This is a genomic window from Streptomyces sp. NPDC019531 (assembly GCF_044903305.1).
Classification (GTDB): domain Bacteria; phylum Actinomycetota; class Actinomycetes; order Streptomycetales; family Streptomycetaceae; genus Streptomyces.
Genome location: NZ_JBJDQL010000035.1, coordinates 25,001 through 44,919, shown reverse-complemented (window position 1 = coordinate 44,919; position 19,919 = coordinate 25,001). Strand labels below are relative to the sequence as shown.

Below are 19,919 nucleotides of genomic sequence, written 5' to 3'. Positions count from 1 at the left end.
CGGGAGGGAACCATGGATCTCGCTTTTCTGCATCCACTCTACGAACATCCGGGCCCTTGGGCCTCCGTGTACGTCGACACCTCCCGCCACACGGCGGACACCCCCCACGAGCGCCATCTCGCCGCGGTCGCGGTCGCCCGCGAACTGTCCGCACAGGGCGCCGACGACGACACCTGCGTGGCCGCACGAGAGGCCCTGGAGGAGCTACGGCACTCGTCCGAACCGCACGGCCGGGCCGTCTTCGCGCGGGCCGGCCAGGTGGTCCTGGACCCGCCGCTGACCCGGGCCCCCGACGGCAGCCTGGTCCGCTGGGCCCCGCTGCCGCACACCGCGCCGCTGCTTGAGCTGGCCGGCGAGGACCCGGTGTGCGTGGTGGCGTACGTCGACCGCAAGGGCGCCGACTTCGAGCTGCGAGGAGCCCTCGGGCGCCGGGGCGCCGGGTCGGTCACCGGAAAGCAGTGGCCCGTGCACCGTACGAGTACCTCCGACTGGTCGGAGCGGCACTTCCAGCTGCGGGTGGAGAACACCTGGGAGCACAACGCGGCCGAGATCGCCGACGCGCTCGCGGTGTGCCAGGAGGAGACCGGCGCCGACCTGCTGATCCTGGTCGGTGACGAGCGCGAGAAGCGGTCCGTGCACGAGCGGCTGCCGAAGCGGCTGCACGGTCTGGTGGTCGAGGCCGAGCACGGCGCCGGCAGCAGGCTGCTCGACGAGGACGTGCAGCAGGCCCGCACCGCGCATGTACGGCAGCGGGCGGAGCGGGAGCTGGAGCGGTTCCTCGCGGCCCGGGCGCCGGGGGACGACGGGCGTCCCGGGGCCGTGGAGGGCGTGCCCGCGCTGGTCGAGGCGGCACGTGAGCACCGTATCCACGAACTGCTGGTCCGCCCGGACGGCTCCGACGCGCACCGCGAGGTGTGGATCGGCGAGGACCCGGACCAGGTGGCGGTCCGCCGCACGGATCTGAAGGTCCTCGGCGAACAGAACTCCTGGTCGGCCCGGGCGGACGACGCGCTGATCAGGTCGGCGGTCGCGACGGGCGCCCCGGCGCTCTCGGTGACGCCGGCACCCGAGGAAGAGGTCCCGGTGGGTGGACTGGGCGCGCTGCTGCGGTGGACGTGACCGCTCGCCCTCGGGCCCGGTGACCTGCGCGGTTACCGGGCCCGCTCCACGCGCCGCTCGTCCCACACCGGCTCCGCCGTCTCCCGCACTCGGCCGTCCGAGCCGAACACCAGGTACCGGTCGAAGGAGCGGGCGAACGAGCGGTCGTGGGTGACCGCGAGGACCGTGCCCTCGAAGGCCTCCAGGCCCTCCTGGAGGGCCTCGGCGGACTCCAGGTCAAGGTTGTCCGTGGGCTCGTCCAGGAGAAGCGCGGTGACCCCCTGGAGCTCCAGGAGGAGGATCTGGAAGCGGGCCTGCTGGCCGCCGGAGAGCCGGTCGAAGCTCTGCTCGGCCTGGCCGGTCAGCTCGTAGCGGCGCAGCCGGGACATCGCGGGGCCTCGGTCCTGGGCGTGCTCCTTCCAGAGGATGTCGAGCAGCGTGCGGCCGAAGAGCTCGGGGTGGGCGTGAGTCTGCGCGAAGTGCCCGGGCACGACCCGCGCCCCGAGCTTCCACTCCCCGGTGTGCGCCACGGTCGAGTCCCCCGCCAGCAGCCGCAGGAAGTGCGACTTGCCGGAGCCGTTGGAGCCGAGGACGGCGACGCGTTCGCCGTAGAAGACCTCCAGGTCGAACGGCTTCATCAGGCCGGTGAGCTCAAGTCCCTTGCAGGTGACGGCCCTTACACCGGTACGGCCGCCCTTGAGCCGCATCTTGATGTCCTGCTCGCGCGGCGGCTCGGGCGGTGGTCCGGCCTCCTCGAACTTGCGCAGCCGGGTCTGGGCCGCTGAGTACCGAGAGGCCATCGCCGGGCTGTTCTCGGCTGCCTGACGGAGCGTCAGCACGAGCTTCTTCAGCTGCGCGTGCTTCTCGTCCCACCGCCTGCGCAGTTCGTCGAAGCGGGCGAAGCGCGCCGTGCGGGCCTCGTGGTAGGTGGCGAAGCCGCCGCCGTGCACCCACGCGTCCGCCCCGGCGGGTGAGGGCTCGACGGAGACGATCTTCTTGGCGGACCGGGAGAGCAGCTCCCGGTCGTGGGAGACGAAGAGAACCGTCTTGCGGGTCTCCTCCAGCCGCTCCTCCAGCCAGCGCTTGCCGGGCACGTCGAGGTAGTTGTCCGGCTCGTCGAGCAGCAGCACCTGGTCCGGGCCGCGCAGCAGCGCCTCAAGGACCAGCCGCTTCTGCTCACCGCCGGACAGGGTGCGCACCTGCCGGAACTGCGCCTTGTCGTACGGCACCCCGAGCGCGGCCGTGGTGCACATGTCCCACAGCGTCTCGGACTCGTACCCGCGCACCTCGGCCCAGTCGGACAGGGCCTGCGCGTACGTCAGTTGGGCGGCCTCGTCGTCGACGGTCATGATCAGATGCTCGGCCTTGTCGACAGCCTGCGCGGCCTCCCGGATGCGGGGCGGCGCGACCGACACGAGCAGATCCCGTACGGTCGTCTCGTCCCGTACGGACCCCACGAACTGGCGCATCACCCCCAGTCCGCCACTCACGGTGACCGTCCCGCCGTGCGGTTTCAGCTCCCCGGAGATCAGCCGCAGCAGCGTCGTCTTCCCTGCGCCGTTGGGCCCGACCAGAGCCACGACGGCCCCTTCCCCCACCCGGAAGGACACATCGCCGAGGAGCGCCCTCCCGTCGGGGAGGTAGTACTCCAGGTGCGCGGCTTCCAGATGTCCCATGGGCGGCATTGTCGGTGGGAGGAGAAGACCTGGGCAAATGCATATCTCACGGTGCAGAGACCCACCCAGGGGCGGTGCTGTATCGGTTGCGGCTCCGCCGCGTGGGCGCGACCGGCAACGACGAACCCGCACCCGGCACCGAACAAGGACCTCGACGACGGGTACCCGCAAGGACATGAGCCCAGACGTAGACCTCACCGCCCGCCGCATCGGCCCCCTGCGCGATCGCCTGCTCGCCCTGGACTCCCGTCTCTTCGAGTTCGCGGCCAACCGGAACTGGCCCGCGGCCGAGCCGGTCCTCCCCCGCCTGAGCAGGAGCGCCAACCACGGCGTCCTCTGGTTCGGCACCGCCGCCGCGATGGCCGCGAGCCGCACCCCCCGGGCCCGCCGCGCCGCCGCCCGGGGTCTCGCCTCACTGACCCTCGCCTCCCTGACCATCAACACCCTCGGCAAGCGCTCCGTCCGCCGCACCCGCCCCGTCCTGGACCCGGTCCCCCTGGTCCGGCAACTGAAGCGCCAGCCGATCACGACCTCGTTCCCCTCCGGCCACTCCGCGTCGGCGGCGGCCTTCGCGACCGGTGTCGCCCTTGAGTCCCCGGCCTGGGGTGCTGTCGTGGCCCCGATCGCCTGGTCGGTCGCGCTGTCCCGGGTCTACACGGGCGTGCACTTCCCGAGCGATGTCCTGGCGGGTGCCGCCCTGGGCGCGGGCGCCGCGTTCGCCGTACGGGGTCTGGTACCGACGCGTGCCCAGGTCGTGCCGCCGGCCCGGCCCCGCGCGGAGGTTCCGGCGCTGCCGGACGGCGAGGGTCTGGTGATGGTGGCGAACACCGCCTCGGGCACCGCCGAGCGGGTGCGGGCCCTGCACGACGGGTTGCCGCTCGCCGAGATCGTGGAGTGCGAACCGGCCGATGTGCGGGCCGAGTTGGAGAAGGCGGCGGCGCGGGCCACGGTGCTCGGCGTGTGCGGCGGCGACGGCACGGTCAACGCGGCCGCCGAGATCGCCCTGCGCCACGGCGTGCCCCTCGCGGTGCTGCCCGGCGGCACCCTGAACCACTTCGCCTACGACCTCGGCGTGGAGGGGGCGCGCGATCTCACGCGGGCCGTCCAGCAGGGGGAGGCCGTGCGCGTGGACGCGGGCCGGTTCACCTCCGACGGCCGGGAGGGTGTCTTCGTCAACGCGTGCAGCCTGGGCGTGTATCCGGAGCTGGTGCGCGAGCGGGAGCGCTGGTCGAAGCGGATCGGCGGCTGGCCTGCCGGGGTGCTGGGGGCGCTGCGGGTACTGCGGGCCGACCGGCATCCGCTGGAGGCCGAGTTCCGTGGCCGGGCCCGGCCGCTGTGGCTGCTGTTCGTCGGCAACGGCACCTACCACCGGATGGGGCTCACCCCCGGCCGCCGCACCGACCTGGCCGACGGACAGTTCGACGTGCGGGTCGTGCACGGCGGCCGTCGGCCCGCGCTGCGGCTGCTCGCCGCCGCGCTCGCGGGCCCACTGACCCGGTCCCCCGCTCACGCCGCCGTCCAGGTGGGACGGCTGCACCTGTCGGGCGTCGCTCCGGGCACCCTCCTCGCCTACGACGGTGAGGTGACCGACGTGGAGGGCGAGGTGACGCTGGAGAAGCTGCCCGAGGCGCTCACCGTGTACCGCCCGCTCAGCCGGAACTGATCACCTGTCAGTCCACATCGCAATACGGGGGTCTCACCATTCGACATGCGGGCGTACGGTTCTTCGTACCGACGGACCTGTCGAAAAGGGGAGTTCAGTCATGCCGACGTCACAGGAGAAACCGCAGGAGACCGCCGTCTACACACACGGGCACCACGAGTCCGTGCTGCGCTCGCACACCTGGCGTACAGCCGCCAACTCCGCGGCCTACCTGCTCGGTTCACTGAAGCCCCACATGAAGATCCTGGACATCGGCTGCGGCCCGGGCACGATCACCGCCGACCTGGCCGCGCTGGTCCCGGACGGGCGCGTCACCGCCGTCGACCAGGCGCCCGGCATCCTGGAGCAGGCCAGGGCCACGGCCACCGAGCGAGGCCTGACGAACGTCGACTTCGCGGTCGCGGACGTGCACGCCCTGGACTACCCGGACGACACCTTCTGCGTGGTCCACGCCCACCAGGTGCTCCAGCACGTCGGGGACCCGGTGCGGGCACTGCGCGAGATGAGGCGGGTCACCAAACCGGGCGGGTACATCGCGGTCCGCGACTCGGACTACGCGGCCATGACCTGGTACCCGGCGTCCCGGGGGATGGACGACTGGGCGGACCTGTACCACCGGGTGGCCCGGGCCAACGGCGGGGAGCCGAACGCCGGGCGGCGTCTGAAGTCCTGGGCGCTGCGGGCGGGCCTGACCGACATCACGGCCACCTCAGGCACCTGGACCTACTCCACCGCCGAGGAGCGGGAGTGGTGGAGTGGACTGTGGGCGGACCGCACGCTGGCCTCGGCGTACGCGAAGCGGGCCACCGAGGGCGGCCACGCCACCGCGGAGCAGCTGCGGGCCGTGTCGGACGCCTGGCGGGAGTGGGGCAAGCAGGAGGACGGCTGGTTCTGTGTGCTGCACGGAGAAATTCTGTGCCGAAAGGAAGCCTGAAACGCGGATTCCTGGAAACACGGATTCCAGGAGGTCACATTATGGTTCCCATCCTGCTCGTGCTGCTTCTGGTGTTGATTCTCTTCGGTGCCGGATTCGCAGTGAAGATTCTCTGGTGGATTGCGCTGGCCGTACTGGTGCTGTGGCTGCTGGGGTTCCTGATGCGCGGGACGACCACAGCCGGAGGCAGGGGTCGTTGGTATAGGTGGTGACGTTCCCGGGAATTCATTCCCGGGGAAGCAACGGTCCCAGCGGCCCGAGGTCCAGATTCAGGTCCTCGGGCCGCAGTCCGTACCGCTCGCGCAGTTCGGTCATACGGTCGTCGAGGAGCATGAGGGTGAGCCCGATACGTTCCTCCTGCTCCTCGCTCAGATCGCCCTCGTCGAAGCGGCGCAGCGCCTGCCGCTCCATGAGCTGGCGCAGCAGTTCCACGACGGTCAGGACGAGTTTGACCAGGTCCCGCTCGACGGTGTCGGGTTCGAGGTCGAGCCTGTTTCGTCGGGCTGTCACAGCAACTCCTCCCAGGGTGAGGGCACCTGCGCGTTGACCGAGCTGATCAGTGCGTTGAGGTCGATACGGACGAGATCGACGTCCGCGATGCGCAGGGTGATGTCCCCCGTGATGACGACCCCGCCGGCCAGCAGCCGGTCGAGGAGGTCGACGAGCGCCACCTCACGCCGTTCGATCACGGTCACGAGTGCCGCTCCTCTTCCGTTTCCGGGGTTTCCGTCGTTTCCGTCGTTTCCGTCGTTTCCGTGAAGGAGTAGGCGGCCCAGGGTCCTGTGAGTTCCACCCGCATTCCCGGGGCGTCGTCCTTTGTCCGGTCCACCAGTTCCACGAATTCCTCGGAATCCGTGCGCGGCACCAGATAGGCCGCGTTGAGTATGTTCTTTCCGGCGGCGCCGGAAAGCGTCGCGTTCTGCGGGGCATGCAGCCTGGAGTCCTCGGCGCGCAGGGAAAGCGTCCGATGGAGGTGGTCGGAGAACGCCTCCGCCTTCTGCCACCTGTCCTCGGTCGCCTTGTTCCGCAGTTGTCGCTGCCGCAGGTAATCACGGCCCGAGACCGGCTGGGCCGGCCTTTCCACCGCTCGCGGTTCCTCTTCGGCGTACACCTTGACGCCCCATTCGACCCGGCCCTCCAGCCGGTCGAGGGTGCGCAGGAAGTCCTCCTCGCGCGCCTCCATCATCGTCCGTACGCCGCTGTCGTCCCGGAAGACGGTACCGAGCCGGAGCGGCAGCGGAGTGGTGACGGCGGTGAGCGCGTCGATCACGCACTGGTGGGCCCGGACGGTGGCGGTCAGCCACTCCAGGTCCTCCAGATGGGCGCGGAGCGGGCCTTCGGCGAAGTCCCGCTCCGGCACATGGCTGACCACGGCGATCAGGCCACGGTGGGTGAGCAGTCGCGGCGGATCGCCTCCCACTCCCGTCAGCTGGGACTGGAGGGCGGCCCCGAAGGGACGGCAGACGGCGTAGACATAGCGCAGTCCGGTCATGAGCCCTCCTCCTGTGCGCGAGCGGGCGCCAGTTCCTCAAGCCTGGCCAGCCGCTCGCGCAACTCGGCGTTCTCGCGGGACAGTTCGTCACGGCGTGCCCGTGTGGACAGTGCCGGGTCGTCCTCCCACCAGTCGATGCCCATCTCCTTGGCCTTGTCGACCGAGGCGACGATGAGCCGCAGTTTGATGGTGAGCAGCTCTATGTCGAGCAGGTTGATGCGGATGTCACCCGCGATGACGATGCCCTTGTCCAGCACTCGCTCCAGGATGTCCGCCAGGTTGGCGCCGCTTCCCTGGCCGTAGGGGTCCGGGAGCCGGCTGGGCATGCTCATTGTCGACTCCCGCCCTCGGCGTACTCGTACTCGTCCTCAGGCGCCTCTTCCTCTTCCTCTTCCTCCTCCAGCGCGCCTTCCTCGTCCTCGGGGCCCTCTTCCTCGGGCTCCTCCTCGTCGTACTCCTCGTACTCGTCCTCAGCTTCCTCGTCCGGCTCGGCGTCCTCGGCGTCCTCGGTCTCGGAACGCTCGTCGGTCTCGGCGCCCTCCTCGTCGTAGGCGCCCTCTTCCTCTTCCTCCGCCACCGCGTCCTCGTGGCTCTTGACGACCTCGCTGTCGCGGATCTCGCCGCGCCAGCCGTCCTCCGCCTCGCCCTTGAGGGTGATGAAGCGGGCGTAGTGCTTGAGGTCGAGCCGGGCCCGGCGGCCCTGGGCCCGCCAGATGTTGCCGGTCTTCTCGAACAGGCCCTGGGGGTAGTACTCGATCACCAGCAGGACCCGGGTGAGGTTGTCGGCGAGCCGATGGAAGGAGACGACCCCCCTGGTCGTGCCCTTGGCGCCCTCGGAGGCCCACTGGATCCGGTCGTCCGGGAGCTGCTCGGTGGTCGTCGCCTTCCAGCTGCGGTTGGACCAGAAGATCTTCATCTGCCAGTCGGAGTGGGTGTCGTCGGCGCGGCTCGCGCTCTTGACGCCCTTCGCGAAGGTCGAGAAGTCCTGGTACTGGGTCCACTGGTCGTAGGCCGTGCGCAGATCCACGCCGACATCGATGAACTCGATGATCACCGTGGGCTTCTGGCCCACCCCGCCCTTCCGCTTGCCCTTGCCCTTGCCGCCGCCGAGGTTCTTGAAGGCGCCGACCACGTTGTCCTTGGCCCGCGAGAAACCGAGCTCCACCGCGCTGCGCATCGGCCCCTTGCCCTCGGCGAGCTTTCGGCCGCCGTCGAGGGCGAGCTTGGCGAAGCCGGGGCTGTTGCCCTCGGCGATGTCGTTGAGCTTGCCGGTGGTCTCGCCGAGCTTGTGGCCGACGCCGACCAGCATCCGCTGGACCTGCGCGGAGAGGTACTCCTGCACCTCGGCCTTGAGCCGGTCGGCGGCCTCGCTGTGGGCCACGTCGGTGAGCGGGTTGTTCTTCGCCTTGTCGGTGACGTTGCGGGCGGATCCGAGTGTCTCGGTCATCGCTCACCGTCTCCCTTCGGCAGCCGGGCCGGGGCGCCACGTCCCGCACCCCTGGCCGTGGTCGCCTTCTTGGCAGCCGTCTTCTTCGCCGTGGCCTTCTTCGCCGCGGCCTTCTTGCCGCCCGTGCGGCTCTGCGCCGTCTTCTTGGCGGGCGGCTTCCCGGGCGCCTTCTTCGCCGCCGCCTTCTTGGCGGGGGCCTTCTTCGCGGCCCTCTTCGCCCGGGCCGGAGCGGGGGACTCATCGGATTCGGACGCGGACTCGTCGTCGTCCTCGTCCTCGTCCGAGGGCTCCTCGTCGGCCTCGGCCTGTGTGGTTCCAGTCTCCTCCTGGTCCTGCTCCTCGTCCCCTTCGGACGCGTCGTCCTCGTCGTCCTCGTCCTCGAAGAGGCCCGGCACCTCCGGCGCCACGCCCGAGAGCTGGTCGCGGACCTGGGCGGTACGGCCGTGCAGCCGGTCGGCGATCGTGTCGATCTGCCGCTCCACCATGGCGCCCGAGGCCGCCTTGCCGACTCCGCGCAGATCCTGGCGCAGCTGGTCCCCGATCTCCTTGAACTGCGGGTTCTTCAGCAGTTGCTGGGACACCAGGTCCGCGAGCGCCCGCGGGCTCAGATGCATCCGCTTGCCGGCCACGAGCGTGCCGACGGCGAACGCCATCTTCAGTTTCTTCGTACGTCCGAGGACGTATCCGGCCCCTACCGCGAGGCCCAGTCCCACTCGGTTCATAGTGTCGTCCCGTCGCCAGTCCCCGCGCCCCCGCGCAGGCCGATCTCCAGTCGTTCGAGGAGTTCGTCCTCCTGCCGGTCGAATTCCTCGTCGTCGATCTCGCCCGCCTCGAGACGCTCCTCGAGCCGGGCGAGTTCGGCCCGGACCGTCGCCGGGTCGTAGTAGAGGCGCTCCGCTTCGCTCAGCACCTGTCTGATCACCCAGGCGCTGCCGCGCACCGGGGCGAACGGCAGCAGCAACACCTCTGAGATGAGACCCACCGTCGCTCACTCCTCCGCATGGTCGATGCCGACCGTGGTGCCCGCGGGCTCTGCCGGACCCGGGTCGACGAAGCTGTACGGCGGCAGCGGGCCGTTGACCCGCACGTCGAGGTGCGGATGGCTCTTGCGGAGCTGGTCCACCACGGCCAGGAAGGACGCGGCCGAGTCGCGCCCCACGAGGAACGACACGTTGGCGAGCCAGCCGGAGGACTCGGGTCCCACGCTCATCGCCTCGGCGACCGGTTCCAGGGCCTGCTGCACCTCGGAGGCGTCCTCGGCCTCACGGGCCTTGACCGCGGCCACGACCATCTCGCCGAGCCTCAGACGCTGCTCATAACTGCCGCCGCCGGCCTGCCGGTTGGCCTCGGTCACCGCGCGGACCTCCGGGTTTTCGGACATCACGCGGTGCAGCACGGCCTCTTCGTCGTGCGTGGCCTTGACGTTGTACTCGACCTTGCCGTCCAGGGTGCCGAGACGCTCCTTGTAGTGCTCGGAGCGCTCCGCGAGCACCCCGGTGACGGTGCCGTCGTCGGGCGCGACGCTGCCGAACCTCATGGGCAGGACGCAGCCGTCCGCGCCCGCCTCGCTCAGCACGTTCTGGTGCGCGAGCAGGTCACGGCGCTTGGGCTTGAGGCCCTCGGGCGCGTCACTGACGATGGCCGCCAGATCGCCCTCCTTCAGCACCCGCACGGGGAGCGCGGGGTCGCCGACCCCGCCCATGCCCTCGGGCAGTGAAGGGTGGGAGGCAGCGGTGATGCCGTACACATACGTGCTCACTCCTGTTCCTCCTTCCTGCGCGCGGTGGTGGACTTGCGGGCCCGCGGCCTGGACTCGGTCTGGCCGTCCCCCTCACGCGCCTGCTTGAAGGCGTCGGAGATGGTCTCCGCGGCGCCGGACAGCGCGCCCTTGGACTTGCCGCGCGCGCCGGACTCGGTGATCTCGCCGACGAGGTCGGGAAGACCGGGGTCGCGGTGCGGGCCGGCCTCCAGGTCGAGCCGGTTGCATGCCTCCGCGAAGCGGAGATAGGTGTCGACGCTGGCCACCACGACCCGTACGTCGATCTTCAGGATTTCGATGCCGACCAGGGATACCCGTACGAACGCGTCGATGACGAGCCCCCTGTCGAGGACCAGTTCCAGAACGTCGTAGAGACCACTGGAGCCGCCTCCACCGCCCTGCTGTGCCGGGACAACGGTCATGCCGACCGTACCTCCTTGTCTGTCGTGTCGTGTGCGGATGTCCGAGGTGGGCGGCCTAGCGGCCGCCTGGCCGGTGTGCGTCGGCCCGCCCGCGCTCGTAACGGCGAACGCGCCGATAGCCGGTGAGCTGACCTTCGGGGTCGAGTTCGACCTGGTAGCTCGCCATCAGGCTCATCGTGTCGGGCACGCGGGAGAGTTCGAGGACCTCGACCTCCAACGACCAGCCGTCCTCGGTCTGTTCGAAGGAAGAGACGTTCTCGGCGGTCATGCCGGTCAGCTCCGAGAGCTGGGCGCGCGCCTGGCGCAGCACCTCCATCGGATTGGGCCGCCGTTCGTTCGCCACGTTCTCTTCCGTGTCCTTTTCTTTCCCTCTGGGGGAATTCCGTGGAGCTTGTGTTTCTGGTGAGTTTTTTGTGTTCGCCATGGCCACCTCTCACCCCGGGTGGCCGCTCGTTCGTTCGCCAAACCTTCAGGAGGGCATCAACGCGTTCAGCCTGCGCCGGGCCGGTCCGAGCGCCCGGCCCTTGGCGAGCACTCCGGCCCAGGGATGGGTGCGGGCCTGTTCGACCACGTCGGCGATGGTCCACCGGCGGGCGTCCAGGTCCGGGTCGTCCAGCTGGGTCCAGGCCATCGGGGTGGCCACGGGAGCTCCCGGTTTCGCCCGTACGGTGAAGGGTGTGACGGCGGTCTGCGCGTAGGCGTTGCGCTGTACGTCGAGGTAGAGCCGGTCTCCGCGCTCCTTCTTGCGGGCGGCGGTGGTGAGACGGTCGGGGTGGCCCGCGACCAGGGTGTCGGCGACGTCCCTGGCGAACGCGCGCACCTCGTCGAAGTGGTGCCTGCCGTTGAGGGGCACGATCACATGCAGTCCGCGTGAGCCGGTGGTCATCAGCGCCGAGGGCAGCTTCAGCTCGTCGAGCAGTTCTCCGAGCAGCCAGGCCGCCTCGTGCACCGCCGCGAAGTCGTCGTCGCCGGCCGGATCGAGGTCGAAGACCATCCGGTCGGGCCGCTTTACGCTTCCGGCCCGGGAAAGCCAGCGATGCAGGGTGAGGGAGGCCTGGTCGGCGAGGTAGAGCAGGGTGGCGGTGTCGTCGCACACGGTGTGGCAGACGGTGCCGCCCTCCTTCGTCACCTCGACCCGGCTGATCCACTCCGGGTAGCTGTCAGGGGTGTTCTTCTGCATGAACCGGGGGCCGCCGACGCCGTCCGGATACCGCTCCAGCATCAGCGGACGGCCGCGCAGATGCGGCAGCATGAAGGGCGCGACGGCCCGGTAGTAGTCGACGAGATCGCTCTTGGTGTACTCCTTGGCGCCGTCGCCGCCGGGGAAGAGCACCTTGTCCGGTCGGTGCACCTCCACGGTGTGTTTCCCTGCGCGTACGGTCCGTACGTCGCCCCTGCTCACGACGCGATCGCCTGCTCCACCAGCAGCCGTCCGGCGGCCGCGATCGACTCGGCGTCGATGCCCGCGGCGTGCAGCTGCTCCTCGGGCGAGGCCGAGCCCGGCATCGTACGGACCGCGAGGCGCACCAGGCGCGGCACCGGCCTGCCGTCGGCGAAGGCGTCGAGGACGGCGTCGCCGAGGCCGCCCTCCTCGCGGTGATCCTCGACGGTCAGGAGGCAGCCGGTGTCCTCGGCGGCCTGTCGGAGGGTGGGCCGGTCGACGGGCTTGACCGAGTACAGGTCGATCACCCGGATCCGGATGCCCTCCTGGTCGAGGGCGTCGGCGGCCTTCAGCGCCTCGGGCACGGTGACGCCCGCCGCGACGACCGTCATCCGGTCGCTTTCGGAGGACCGCAGCACCTTGCTGCCGCCGATCGGGAACTCCTCCCCGGGGCCGTAGATCACCGGGCTCTCGCCGCGGTTGGTGCGCAGATAGCGGACACCGTCCAGGTCCGCCATCGCGGCGACCAGGTGGGCGGTCTGGTTGGCGTCGCACGGGTACAGCACGGTCGAGTCATGGATCGCCCGCATCATCGCCAGGTCCTCAAGACCCATCTGGCTGGGCCCGTCCTGTCCGATGGCCACGCCCGCGTGCGAGCCGACGAGGTTGATGCCGGCCCCGCTGATGGAGGCCATGCGGACGAAGTCGTAGGCGCGGGTGAGGAAGGCCGCGAACGTGCCGGCGTACGGCACCCAGCCGCGCGCGGCGAGTCCGACGGCGGCCGCGACCATCTGCTGCTCGGCGATGTAGCACTCGAAGTAGCGGTCGGCGTGTTCCTTGGCGAAGAACTCGGTACGGGTGGAGTCGCCGACCTCGCCGTCGAGGGCGACGACGTCACCGCGTCCGGTACCGAGGGCGGTGAGGGCCTGCCCGTAGGCGTCTCGGGTCGCGACCTCATCTCCCTTGTCCCACCTGGGCAGTTCGAGGTGTCCGGTGTGTACGGCGTGCAGCAGGCGGGCGGCCGGCGGTTCGTGCACCTGGACGCGCAGGTCGCGTACGCCGCCGAGTTCCTCGATCGCGTCGTCGGAGTTCTTCAGCGGCTTTCCGTGCAGCCCCTCGCGGTCCTCGACGTCGGCGACGCCCTTGCCCTTGAGGGTGCGGGCGAGGATGGCGGTGGGCTGGCCCTTGGTGGACTCGGCCTCGCCGTACGCGCGGTCGATCGCGTCCACGTCGTGCCCGTCGACCTCCACGGTGTGCCAGCCGAAGGCCTGGAAGCGGCGGGCGTAGGCGTCGAGGTCGTGGCCGTGCCGGGTGGGTCCGCGCTGGCCCAGACGGTTGACGTCGACGATCGCGGTGAGGTTGTCGAGGTGCTCGTGACCGGCGTGCTCGGCGGCCTCCCAGATCGACCCCTCGGCGAGCTCGCTGTCCCCGCAGAGCACCCACACGCGGTACCCGGTGCGGTCCAGCCGCTTGCCGGACAGTGCGATGCCGACGCCCACGGGGAGTCCTTGACCGAGGGAACCGGTGGCGGTCTCGACCCACTTGAGCTTGCGCGGGGTGGGATGTCCTTCGAGCCGGCTGCCGTCCTTGCGGAAGGTCAGCAGCTCCTCGTCGTCGACGGCGCCGGCGGCCTTGTAGGCGGAGTACAGCAGCGGCGAGGCATGGCCCTTGGACAGCACGAAGCGGTCGTTGCCGGGGTGTTCGGGACGGTCGAAGTCGTAGCGGAGGTGGTGGGCGAGGAGTACGGCCATCAGGTCGGCGGCGGACATCGAGGAGGTCGGGTGCCCGGAGCCCGCGGCCCCTGCGGCGCGCACACTGTCCACGCGCAACTGCTGGGCGAGTTCGACGAGTTCACCGGTGTTCATGAGTCTCCTTCCGCGGAATCCGCGTCGGTGCGCTTGACGGGGCCGGGGGCTTTCCCCGACTCACCGCCTGAGTTCTCGGTGGGTTCGGGGGCGGGTTGCTGCTGGGCGGGTTCAGGGGCGGGCTGATTCCTCGCCGGCAAACCACCGGGCCGGTTCCCCGCAGGGGCGGGTCGGCGCCTGGTGGGGCCGGGGTTCTTTCGTTCCGCCGCCTCGCGGGCCTTCGCCTCCGCGATCACCGCCTCGCCGGCGCTCGCCCCGGCGATCGTCGGCTCCCGTGGGTCGGTCTGCTCGGCCGCGGTGTCTCCCGGAACGGCCGGTCGCTCGGTCGGCCTTCGTCCCGGTCCCGTCTCCTCCTCGGTCGCGGCCCCGGGCCCGGAGCGCGCGTCGGTCTCCTGGCGTGCCTCCGGCCGCCCGGGCACCCGGGCAAGCTCCGGTGACGACGATTCCAGCGGTACCGACCAGGACCGTACGAGGCCCAACTGGACGGCCTGGCGCGGGAGTACGGCGTCCAGCAGCCAGTCGGCGGCGACGCGGACGCGGTTGCCGGGCATCGCTGCGAGGTGGTAGCCGCGTGTGACGGCACCGGCAGCGAACCCGGAGAGGGGGATGTGCAGCGGGTTGGCGGCGGCCTTCGCGCCACCGAGGTCCACGACGAAGCCCAGGTCCTTGTGCCGGTAGGGCCGTCGCTCACCGTCCCCGAACGAGGCGGCGATGTTCCGCGCCACCGTCTTCCCGTGCCGCCAGGCGTGCTGTGCGGTCATCGGCGTGAAGCCGCCGGGGTTGTCCAGGTCCGGCACCGCGGCCGCGTCACCGCAGGCGAACACCTCGGGGCGGCCCGGGAGTTGGAGATACGGGTCGACGACGAGCCGCCCGCGTTCGAGAGGCTGCCCGGTGGACTCGACGAGCGGGTCGGGCCGTACGCCGACACACCACACAAGGGTCCGGGTCTCGACGAACTCACCGTCCGTCAGCAGCACCCCGTTCGGCGTGGCCTCCTTCACGGACGTCCCCATGCGCACCTCGACACCCCTCTCCCGCAGGGTGTGGTCGGCGGTCGTGGAGAGGTGCTCGTCGAGCTCGGGCAGCACCCGGTCCGCGACGTCGAGGAGTATCCAGCGGGGCCGTATGTCCTCCCGGAGCGGATGCCCGCGGACCTGTGCGTCGGTGTAGAGCTGCCCGTGCGCGGCGACCTCTGTGCCGGTGTATCCGGCGCCGACCACCACGAAGGTGCAGCGGGCCTGGCAGTTCTTGTGGTCGTCGGCCGCGGCCGCGAGTTCCACCTGCCGGGTGACGTGGTCCCGCAGGTACAGCGCCTCGGGCAGGCCACGGAAGCCGTGCGCGTACTCGGCGACGCCGGGGATGGGGAGCAGTTTGTTGACGCTGCCGACGGCCAGCACGAGCCGGTCGTAGGACAGGGTGCCTCCGTCGCCCTCCGGGTCGGTGTAGTGGACGGTCCGCGTGTCCATGTCGATGCCGTCGGCCTCGCCGAGCACAAGGCGCACCCGGGGCAGGGTGCCGGACAGGGAGACGGTCACCCGGCGGGGTTCCAGGATGCCGGCGGCGACCTGGGGCAGCAGGGGCAGATACAGGAAGTAGTCGGTCGGGTTCAGCAGGGTGATGTCGGCCTTGCCGCGGGCTTCTCGGGACAGTTCCTTGGCCGTCCGGTACCCGGCGAAGCCGGCACCGACGATCACGATGCGCGGTCGACTCACGGTTCGCCTCCGGGGCTGTCGCGTACCTCGGGAGCCTTCCGCGTCCCCCTGGCCAGGGCACCCAAACGCCGGTTTCCGCACGGGCCGCCGGGTACTCGGGCAAAGCCCACTGCTCAAGGAGCCGCCGGAGGTACCCCCATGCCCGAATACGGCTATTTCCTGTCCTGCGAGGAGTTCGGTCCCGCGGAGCTGGTCGAACAGGCGCGGATGGCCGAGCAGGCCGGTTTCCGCGCGCTGTGGATCTCCGACCACTACCACCCGTGGAACGACGCGCAGGGCCAGAGCCCCTTCGTCTGGTCGGTGATCGGCGCGCTGTCGGAGGCGGTGTCACTGCCCATCGAGACGGCCGTGACCTGCCCGACCGTGCGGATCCACCCGGCGGTGGTGGCACAGGCCGCGGCGACCTCGGCGGTGATGACGAACGGCCGCTTCCGGCTGGGCGTGGGCTCCGGCGAGGCCCTGAACGAGCATGTCCTCGGCCATGTCTGGCCGCCCGCGCACATCCGCCTGGAGATGCTGGAGGAGTCGATCCAGGTGATGCGCCGCCTTTTCACGGGCGAGGAGGTCAACCACCACGGCACGCACTACACGGTCGAGAACGCCCGCCTCTACACGGTCCCCGACGAGCCGGTCCCCATCGACATCTCCGGCTTCGGCCCGTCGGCCACGGCACTCGCGTCCCGGGTCGGCGACGGGTACATCACGATGATGCCCGAGGAGTCGATGGTCGAGCAGTTCCGCAAGGGCGGCGGCGCCGGGAAGCCCGTGAGCGGGGGCACCAAGGTCTGCTACGGCACGGACCGCGAGGAATGCGTCCGTACGGTCCGCAAGCTGTGGTTCAACCAGTTCCTGCCCGGCGAGATGGCCCAGATCCTGCCGTCGCCCAGCCACTTCGAGCAGCTGGCGCCACTGGTCACGGAGGAGATGGTGACCGAGAAGTCGGTGTGCGGGGACGACGTGGACGAGCACGTCGCCGCGCTCAGCGCCTTCGCCGACGCGGGCTTCGACCTGGTCTACGTCAACCAGATCGGTCCAGACCAGCGCGGCTTCTTCGACTTCTACCGTACGAAGGTGCTGCCCCAGCTCCAGCAAGGGTGAACGATGAACCTTCTCAGGCCGGTCGTCTCGGTGTACACGGTGCCGACCGACGCCCCCGAGGCCGACGGCACGCTCGCGTGGGACACCACGACCATGGTGATCGCCGAGGTGACGACGGGCGACGAGACCGGCACGGGCTGGACCTACGGCCCGGCCGCGGTCGGCGACTTCCTCACCGAGCACCTCGGGCCCCTGGTCGAGGGCCGCAGCGCGCTGGACATCCCGGCGCTGCACGAGACGATGTGCCGCTCGGTCCGGAACGCGGGCCGCCCGGGTATCGCGGCGTGCGCCATCTCGGCCCTCGACATCGCCCTGTGGGACCTGAAGGCCCGTCTCGTGGAACTCCCCCTGGCCCGGCTGCTCGGCGTGGCCCGCGAACGCGTCCCCGTCTACGGCAGCGGCGGCTTCACCACGTACCACGACACGCATCTGGCCGCGCAGCTCAACGGCTGGGTGCACGGCCAGGGCATCCCCCGCGTCAAGCTGAAGATCGGCGAGAGCTGGGGCCGGGCGGTCTCCCGCGACCTCTCCCGGGTCCGGACGGCCCGCGAAGTCATCGGCCCCGACGCCGAGTTGTACGTCGACGCGAACGGCGCGTACACCCGCAAGCAGGCGGTCCGGGTGGGCAACGCCCTGGTGGAGCACGGCGTCGGCTGGTTCGAGGAGCCGGTCTCCTCTGACGACCTGACCGGCCTCCGCCTGGTCCGCGACGCGCTCGTCTGCGATGTCACGGCGGGCGAATACGGTTACGACCTCCCGTACTTCGCCCGCATGATCTCGGCGGGCGCGGTCGACTGCCTCCAGATCGACGCGACCCGCTGCGGCGGCCTCACGGAGTTCCTGCGCGCCGCGGCCCTGGCCCAGTCCCACGGCCTGGAGGTCTCGACACACTGCGCCCCGCACGCCCACGCGGCGGCGGCCGCCGCGATCCCCAACATCCGTCACATGGAGTGGTTCCACGACCACGTCCGCATCGAGGACATGTTCTTCGACGGCGCGCTGGATCCGACGGGAGGCACGGTTCGCCCGCTGGCGGGGGTGGGCCACGGTCTGACGCTGCGGACGGACGAGGTGGAGGAGTACCGGGTGGCGTGAACGACGGTGAGCGGCGGGGCCGATGGCTCCCGCCGCTCACCGTGTGCCGTGGTGTTCAGCCCCGACGGCGGATCCCGGCGGTCACCGCGGCGCCCAGCCCTCCGGCCACGGCCGCCACGAGCCCCATGCCCATCCGGGCGCGGTTGCGGGAGAGCCAGTCCTGCCGGCTGCCGGCCACGGCCTCCTCGTCGAAGCGGCCGTGCGCCCCGAAGTCCCGCCCGTGCGGTCCGTCCGCGGGCGCCCACAGGTTCCCGGGACCGCCGTGCTCCCCCTCTTCCTGCTGCGCCTCGAAGTTGGTGCGGGCGAGGTAACGGTCCAGTACCCCCGGCACGACCGCGTTGGCGATGAGCGTGGCCACCGTGGACCCGCCGACCCAGTACTCCCGCCGCCGCGCGTGAAAGGCCGCGTGCACGACCGCGCGAGCGGCGACCTCCGGCTGGTACACCGGCGCCACCGGACGAGCCCGTCCGGGCATCCGGTTCAACACCCAGTCGAACTGGGGTGTGTTGACGCCCGGCAGCTGCACCATCGTCGTACGGACGCCGCTGCCCTCATGGAGCAACTCGCACCGCAGGGACTCGTTGAACCCCTGGATCGCGTGCTTGGCCCCGCAGTACGCCGACTGCAGCGGAATCCCCCGGTAGGCCAGCGCGGACCCCACCTGCACGATCGTGCCCCGGTTCCGCGGCAGCATGTGACGAAGCGCGGCACGCGTGCCGAACACATAGCCCAGGTACGTCACTTCGGTCACCCTCCGGAACTCGTCCGGCGTGATCTCGGTGAACGGCGCGAAGACTCCGGAGAAGGCGTTGTTGACCCAGACGTCGATGTGCCCGTAGGCGTCGACGACCTTCTGGGCCGCGTCGTCGACGGCCTTGGCGTCGGCCATGTCGACGCTCACGACGAGGGCCTCACCGCCGGCCTGCTGCACTTCGTCGGCGGCCGCCGCGAGGCCTTCGCGGCCCCGGGCCAGCAGGGCGATCCGGGCGCCTCGTTCGGCGAAGGCACGGACCGTCGCGCGCCCCACGCCGCCGCTGGCGCCGGTCACCACCACCACCTTGCCGTGCTTCACGCGCGATCCCTTCCCTGTGTCGCGCACCACGCGTCATGCCCGGTGGTGCGGCTGCTCGGGGTCGATGTCGTCCTGGCGCGGCGCGGTGCCGGGTTCCGGCGTCCCCGGTGCCCCGGGGGCGACCGGCGGCATGGGCGGATACGGCGTCCCGAGCCCGCTCGGCGGCGCGGCCACCGGTGCCGTACCACCGGCGACGCGGTCGCGCCCGGCGCTCATGTCGGCCTCGTGCGCGGCCGTCGGCCGGGACGCGGCGGGCCTCGCCGCGCCGCGCAGCACATAGGCCACGGCGCCCAGGATCGCGGCGGTGATCAGCGCGGCGGCCCAGTCGGGCAGCCCGAGTGCGAGTGCGAGGCCCACGGCGAGTGCCAGGGCCGCGCCCGCGTAGAGGGCGACGGCGCCGGACGCGGCGTACAGCATGGCCGTACGGCGCTGCTTGCGCGTCTGCTCGCGCAGCTCTTCCCGTACGGTCTCGCGTGCCACCTGCGCCAGCTCATCGACCAGGTGTTTGTCCAGATGCTCCAGATGATCCAAGCGCTCCATGGCCGCCGGGTACCCGCACTGCCGTACGCATAACGCCACCCCGGGCCACTGTGCGGCACCGGCGGCCGGCTCGGGAGGATCGCGTGAAACGATCTCCTCGGCCCGGTCGCCGCAACTAGGCTCGTCCGCATGGACATTCTGGGAACCACGCTGCGTGTCTGTGTCGACGACCTGGAGGCCGCGGTCGTCTTCTACGAGCGGCTTGCGGGCGCCAAAGCCCTCCGTTTCGAGCGCGGCGGCGTCCAGGTGGCCGCGGTCGGCTGCTTCCTGCTGATGAGCGGCCCCGAAGCCGAACTGGAAGTGCTGCGCAAGGTCGCGGCGACCATCGCGGTGAAGGACGTCGACGAGGCCCATGACGTGCTCAGCGAGCTGGGTGCCCGCATCATCGCGGGCCCGGTGCCGACGCCGGTGGGCCGCAATCTGATCGTGATGCATCCGGACGGGGTGGTGTACGAGTACGTGGACCGCAACGTCACCTAGAGCGGTTCCTGTTCCGTCGTAGTGCGGAGGAAGCGGTTCGCCGCTGATCCGGCTCCAGAGTCGGCCGATCGCCTCGGCTCCCTCCCGCAGATCGGCCACCTCGAAGCCCCCGTCGAAGACGGCCCGCGAGACAGCGCAGCAACGGCCATACGGACGGGGTCAGTTCGAGCCCCCCGCTCCCAACT

At 70.8% G+C, this 19,919-nt stretch carries 23 protein-coding genes; 7 read left to right on the top strand and 16 right to left on the bottom strand.

Features of this window, described 5'->3' with window-relative positions:
* The first annotated feature begins 12 nt into the window (after positions 1-12).
* Positions 13-1,119, top strand: a complete 1,107-nt coding sequence (locus tag ACI2L1_RS32285) for a Vms1/Ankzf1 family peptidyl-tRNA hydrolase (RefSeq protein ID WP_404742953.1) — start codon at positions 13-15, stop codon at positions 1,117-1,119.
* 32 nt (positions 1,120-1,151) lie between these two features.
* On the opposite strand, the gene ACI2L1_RS32280 is transcribed toward ACI2L1_RS32285, so the two are convergent.
* Positions 1,152-2,774: an ABC-F family ATP-binding cassette domain-containing protein gene (locus ACI2L1_RS32280; RefSeq protein ID WP_404742952.1), complete on the bottom strand. Its 1,623-nt coding sequence runs from the start codon at positions 2,772-2,774 to the stop codon at positions 1,152-1,154.
* 175 nt (positions 2,775-2,949) lie between these two features.
* Here ACI2L1_RS32280 and ACI2L1_RS32275 point away from each other — a divergent pair, with 175 nt between their 5' ends.
* From ACI2L1_RS32275 to ACI2L1_RS32265, 3 genes are all read left to right on the top strand, one after another.
* Positions 2,950-4,437 (top strand): bifunctional phosphatase PAP2/diacylglycerol kinase family protein, encoded by a 1,488-nt coding sequence (locus tag ACI2L1_RS32275; protein ID WP_404742951.1) that lies wholly within the window; start codon positions 2,950-2,952, stop codon positions 4,435-4,437.
* Between the two features lie 100 nt (positions 4,438-4,537).
* The gene (locus tag ACI2L1_RS32270) at positions 4,538-5,371 is read left to right on the top strand and encodes a class I SAM-dependent methyltransferase (protein ID WP_404742950.1); all 834 of its coding nucleotides are present in this window, start codon (positions 4,538-4,540) and stop codon (positions 5,369-5,371) included.
* Positions 5,372-5,412: 41 nt separating this feature from the next.
* Positions 5,413-5,583 carry a hydrophobic protein gene (locus ACI2L1_RS32265; RefSeq protein WP_404742949.1) on the top strand — a complete coding sequence of 57 codons (171 nt, stop codon included), beginning with the start codon at positions 5,413-5,415 and terminating at the stop codon, positions 5,581-5,583.
* Positions 5,584-5,596: 13 nt separating this feature from the next.
* Here ACI2L1_RS32265 and ACI2L1_RS32260 read toward each other — a convergent pair whose 3' ends face one another.
* Genes ACI2L1_RS32260 through ACI2L1_RS32200 form a run of 13 tightly spaced genes read right to left on the bottom strand, consistent with a single transcriptional unit; the run spans position 5,597 to position 15,449 of the window.
* Positions 5,597-5,881, bottom strand: a complete 285-nt coding sequence (locus ACI2L1_RS32260) for a gas vesicle protein K (RefSeq protein ID WP_306974249.1) — start codon at positions 5,879-5,881, stop codon at positions 5,597-5,599.
* On the bottom strand, positions 5,878-6,066 hold the full coding sequence (locus ACI2L1_RS32255; RefSeq protein ID WP_007385868.1) for a gas vesicle protein: 189 nt from the start codon (positions 6,064-6,066) through the stop codon (positions 5,878-5,880). Before ACI2L1_RS32255 ends, ACI2L1_RS32260 begins: the two co-directional genes overlap by 4 nt.
* Positions 6,063-6,863 (bottom strand): GvpL/GvpF family gas vesicle protein, encoded by an 801-nt coding sequence (locus tag ACI2L1_RS32250; RefSeq protein WP_404742948.1) that lies wholly within the window; start codon positions 6,861-6,863, stop codon positions 6,063-6,065. Before ACI2L1_RS32250 ends, ACI2L1_RS32255 begins: the two co-directional genes overlap by 4 nt.
* Positions 6,860-7,195: a gas vesicle protein gene (locus ACI2L1_RS32245; protein WP_404742947.1), complete on the bottom strand. Its 336-nt coding sequence runs from the start codon at positions 7,193-7,195 to the stop codon at positions 6,860-6,862. Before ACI2L1_RS32245 ends, ACI2L1_RS32250 begins: the two co-directional genes overlap by 4 nt.
* Positions 7,192-8,310: an SRPBCC family protein gene (locus ACI2L1_RS32240; RefSeq protein ID WP_404742946.1), complete on the bottom strand. Its 1,119-nt coding sequence runs from the start codon at positions 8,308-8,310 to the stop codon at positions 7,192-7,194. Before ACI2L1_RS32240 ends, ACI2L1_RS32245 begins: the two co-directional genes overlap by 4 nt.
* On the bottom strand, positions 8,307-9,032 hold the full coding sequence (locus tag ACI2L1_RS32235) for a DNA primase (RefSeq protein ID WP_404742945.1): 726 nt from the start codon (positions 9,030-9,032) through the stop codon (positions 8,307-8,309). The genes ACI2L1_RS32240 and ACI2L1_RS32235 overlap by 4 nt, the downstream gene beginning before the upstream one ends.
* The gene (locus ACI2L1_RS32230) at positions 9,029-9,292 is read right to left on the bottom strand and encodes a gas vesicle protein GvpG (protein ID WP_404742944.1); all 264 of its coding nucleotides are present in this window, start codon (positions 9,290-9,292) and stop codon (positions 9,029-9,031) included. The genes ACI2L1_RS32235 and ACI2L1_RS32230 overlap by 4 nt, the downstream gene beginning before the upstream one ends.
* Before the next feature lie 6 nt (positions 9,293-9,298).
* Positions 9,299-10,069, bottom strand: a complete 771-nt coding sequence (locus ACI2L1_RS32225; protein ID WP_404742943.1) for a GvpL/GvpF family gas vesicle protein — start codon at positions 10,067-10,069, stop codon at positions 9,299-9,301.
* Positions 10,066-10,491, bottom strand: coding sequence for a gas vesicle structural protein GvpA (locus tag ACI2L1_RS32220; protein ID WP_404742942.1), 426 nt, complete (start codon positions 10,489-10,491; stop codon positions 10,066-10,068). The genes ACI2L1_RS32225 and ACI2L1_RS32220 overlap by 4 nt, the downstream gene beginning before the upstream one ends.
* Positions 10,492-10,546: 55 nt before the next feature.
* Positions 10,547-10,915 carry a gas vesicle protein gene (locus tag ACI2L1_RS32215; RefSeq protein ID WP_404742941.1) on the bottom strand — a complete coding sequence of 123 codons (369 nt, stop codon included), beginning with the start codon at positions 10,913-10,915 and terminating at the stop codon, positions 10,547-10,549.
* 45 nt (positions 10,916-10,960) lie between these two features.
* The gene (ligD, locus tag ACI2L1_RS32210) at positions 10,961-11,893 is read right to left on the bottom strand and encodes a non-homologous end-joining DNA ligase (RefSeq protein WP_404742940.1); all 933 of its coding nucleotides are present in this window, start codon (positions 11,891-11,893) and stop codon (positions 10,961-10,963) included.
* Positions 11,890-13,737, bottom strand: coding sequence for a transketolase (locus ACI2L1_RS32205; protein WP_404742939.1), 1,848 nt, complete (start codon positions 13,735-13,737; stop codon positions 11,890-11,892). The genes ligD and ACI2L1_RS32205 overlap by 4 nt, the downstream gene beginning before the upstream one ends.
* The gene (locus tag ACI2L1_RS32200; RefSeq protein ID WP_404742938.1) at positions 13,734-15,449 is read right to left on the bottom strand and encodes an FAD-dependent oxidoreductase; all 1,716 of its coding nucleotides are present in this window, start codon (positions 15,447-15,449) and stop codon (positions 13,734-13,736) included. Before ACI2L1_RS32200 ends, ACI2L1_RS32205 begins: the two co-directional genes overlap by 4 nt.
* 138 nt (positions 15,450-15,587) lie before the next feature.
* Between ACI2L1_RS32200 and ACI2L1_RS32195 the strand changes: the two genes are divergently transcribed.
* Positions 15,588-16,547, top strand: a complete 960-nt coding sequence (locus tag ACI2L1_RS32195; RefSeq protein ID WP_404742937.1) for an LLM class F420-dependent oxidoreductase — start codon at positions 15,588-15,590, stop codon at positions 16,545-16,547.
* 3 nt (positions 16,548-16,550) lie between these two features.
* A complete protein-coding gene (locus tag ACI2L1_RS32190) occupies positions 16,551-17,642 on the top strand; it encodes an enolase C-terminal domain-like protein (protein WP_404742936.1) in 1,092 nt (363 codons plus the stop codon).
* 55 nt (positions 17,643-17,697) lie between these two features.
* Here the strand turns inward: ACI2L1_RS32190 and ACI2L1_RS32185 are convergent, their stop codons facing one another.
* Both ACI2L1_RS32185 and ACI2L1_RS32180 read right to left on the bottom strand, forming a co-directional pair.
* Positions 17,698-18,714 (bottom strand): SDR family oxidoreductase, encoded by a 1,017-nt coding sequence (locus ACI2L1_RS32185; protein WP_404742935.1) that lies wholly within the window; start codon positions 18,712-18,714, stop codon positions 17,698-17,700.
* Positions 18,715-18,747: 33 nt separating this feature from the next.
* A complete protein-coding gene (locus ACI2L1_RS32180; RefSeq protein ID WP_404742934.1) occupies positions 18,748-19,254 on the bottom strand; it encodes a phage holin family protein in 507 nt (168 codons plus the stop codon).
* 129 nt (positions 19,255-19,383) lie between these two features.
* Between ACI2L1_RS32180 and ACI2L1_RS32175 the strand changes: the two genes are divergently transcribed.
* Positions 19,384-19,734, top strand: coding sequence for a VOC family protein (locus ACI2L1_RS32175; RefSeq protein ID WP_404742933.1), 351 nt, complete (start codon positions 19,384-19,386; stop codon positions 19,732-19,734).
* The last annotated feature ends 185 nt before the right edge of the window (positions 19,735-19,919 follow it).

Excerpts from the sequence above, each read along its gene's own strand:
- ACI2L1_RS32285 (WP_404742953.1), top strand. The coding sequence starts at position 13 with ATGGATCTCGCTTTTCTGCATCCACTCTACGAACATCCGGGCCCTTGG.
- ACI2L1_RS32280 (WP_404742952.1), bottom strand. The coding sequence starts at position 2,774 with ATGGGACATCTGGAAGCCGCGCACCTGGAGTACTACCTCCCCGACGGG.
- ACI2L1_RS32275 (WP_404742951.1), top strand. The coding sequence starts at position 2,950 with ATGAGCCCAGACGTAGACCTCACCGCCCGCCGCATCGGCCCCCTGCGC.
- ACI2L1_RS32270 (WP_404742950.1), top strand. The coding sequence starts at position 4,538 with ATGCCGACGTCACAGGAGAAACCGCAGGAGACCGCCGTCTACACACAC.
- ACI2L1_RS32265 (WP_404742949.1), top strand. The coding sequence starts at position 5,413 with ATGGTTCCCATCCTGCTCGTGCTGCTTCTGGTGTTGATTCTCTTCGGT.
- ACI2L1_RS32250 (WP_404742948.1), bottom strand. The coding sequence starts at position 6,863 with ATGACCGGACTGCGCTATGTCTACGCCGTCTGCCGTCCCTTCGGGGCC.
- ACI2L1_RS32245 (WP_404742947.1), bottom strand. The coding sequence starts at position 7,195 with ATGAGCATGCCCAGCCGGCTCCCGGACCCCTACGGCCAGGGAAGCGGC.
- ACI2L1_RS32240 (WP_404742946.1), bottom strand. The coding sequence starts at position 8,310 with ATGACCGAGACACTCGGATCCGCCCGCAACGTCACCGACAAGGCGAAG.
- ACI2L1_RS32235 (WP_404742945.1), bottom strand. The coding sequence starts at position 9,032 with ATGAACCGAGTGGGACTGGGCCTCGCGGTAGGGGCCGGATACGTCCTC.
- ACI2L1_RS32220 (WP_404742942.1), bottom strand. The coding sequence starts at position 10,491 with ATGACCGTTGTCCCGGCACAGCAGGGCGGTGGAGGCGGCTCCAGTGGT.
- ACI2L1_RS32215 (WP_404742941.1), bottom strand. The coding sequence starts at position 10,915 with ATGGCGAACACAAAAAACTCACCAGAAACACAAGCTCCACGGAATTCC.
- ACI2L1_RS32205 (WP_404742939.1), bottom strand. The coding sequence starts at position 13,737 with ATGAACACCGGTGAACTCGTCGAACTCGCCCAGCAGTTGCGCGTGGAC.
- ACI2L1_RS32195 (WP_404742937.1), top strand. The coding sequence starts at position 15,588 with ATGCCCGAATACGGCTATTTCCTGTCCTGCGAGGAGTTCGGTCCCGCG.
- ACI2L1_RS32190 (WP_404742936.1), top strand. The coding sequence starts at position 16,551 with ATGAACCTTCTCAGGCCGGTCGTCTCGGTGTACACGGTGCCGACCGAC.
- ACI2L1_RS32180 (WP_404742934.1), bottom strand. The coding sequence starts at position 19,254 with ATGGAGCGCTTGGATCATCTGGAGCATCTGGACAAACACCTGGTCGAT.
- ACI2L1_RS32175 (WP_404742933.1), top strand. The coding sequence starts at position 19,384 with ATGGACATTCTGGGAACCACGCTGCGTGTCTGTGTCGACGACCTGGAG.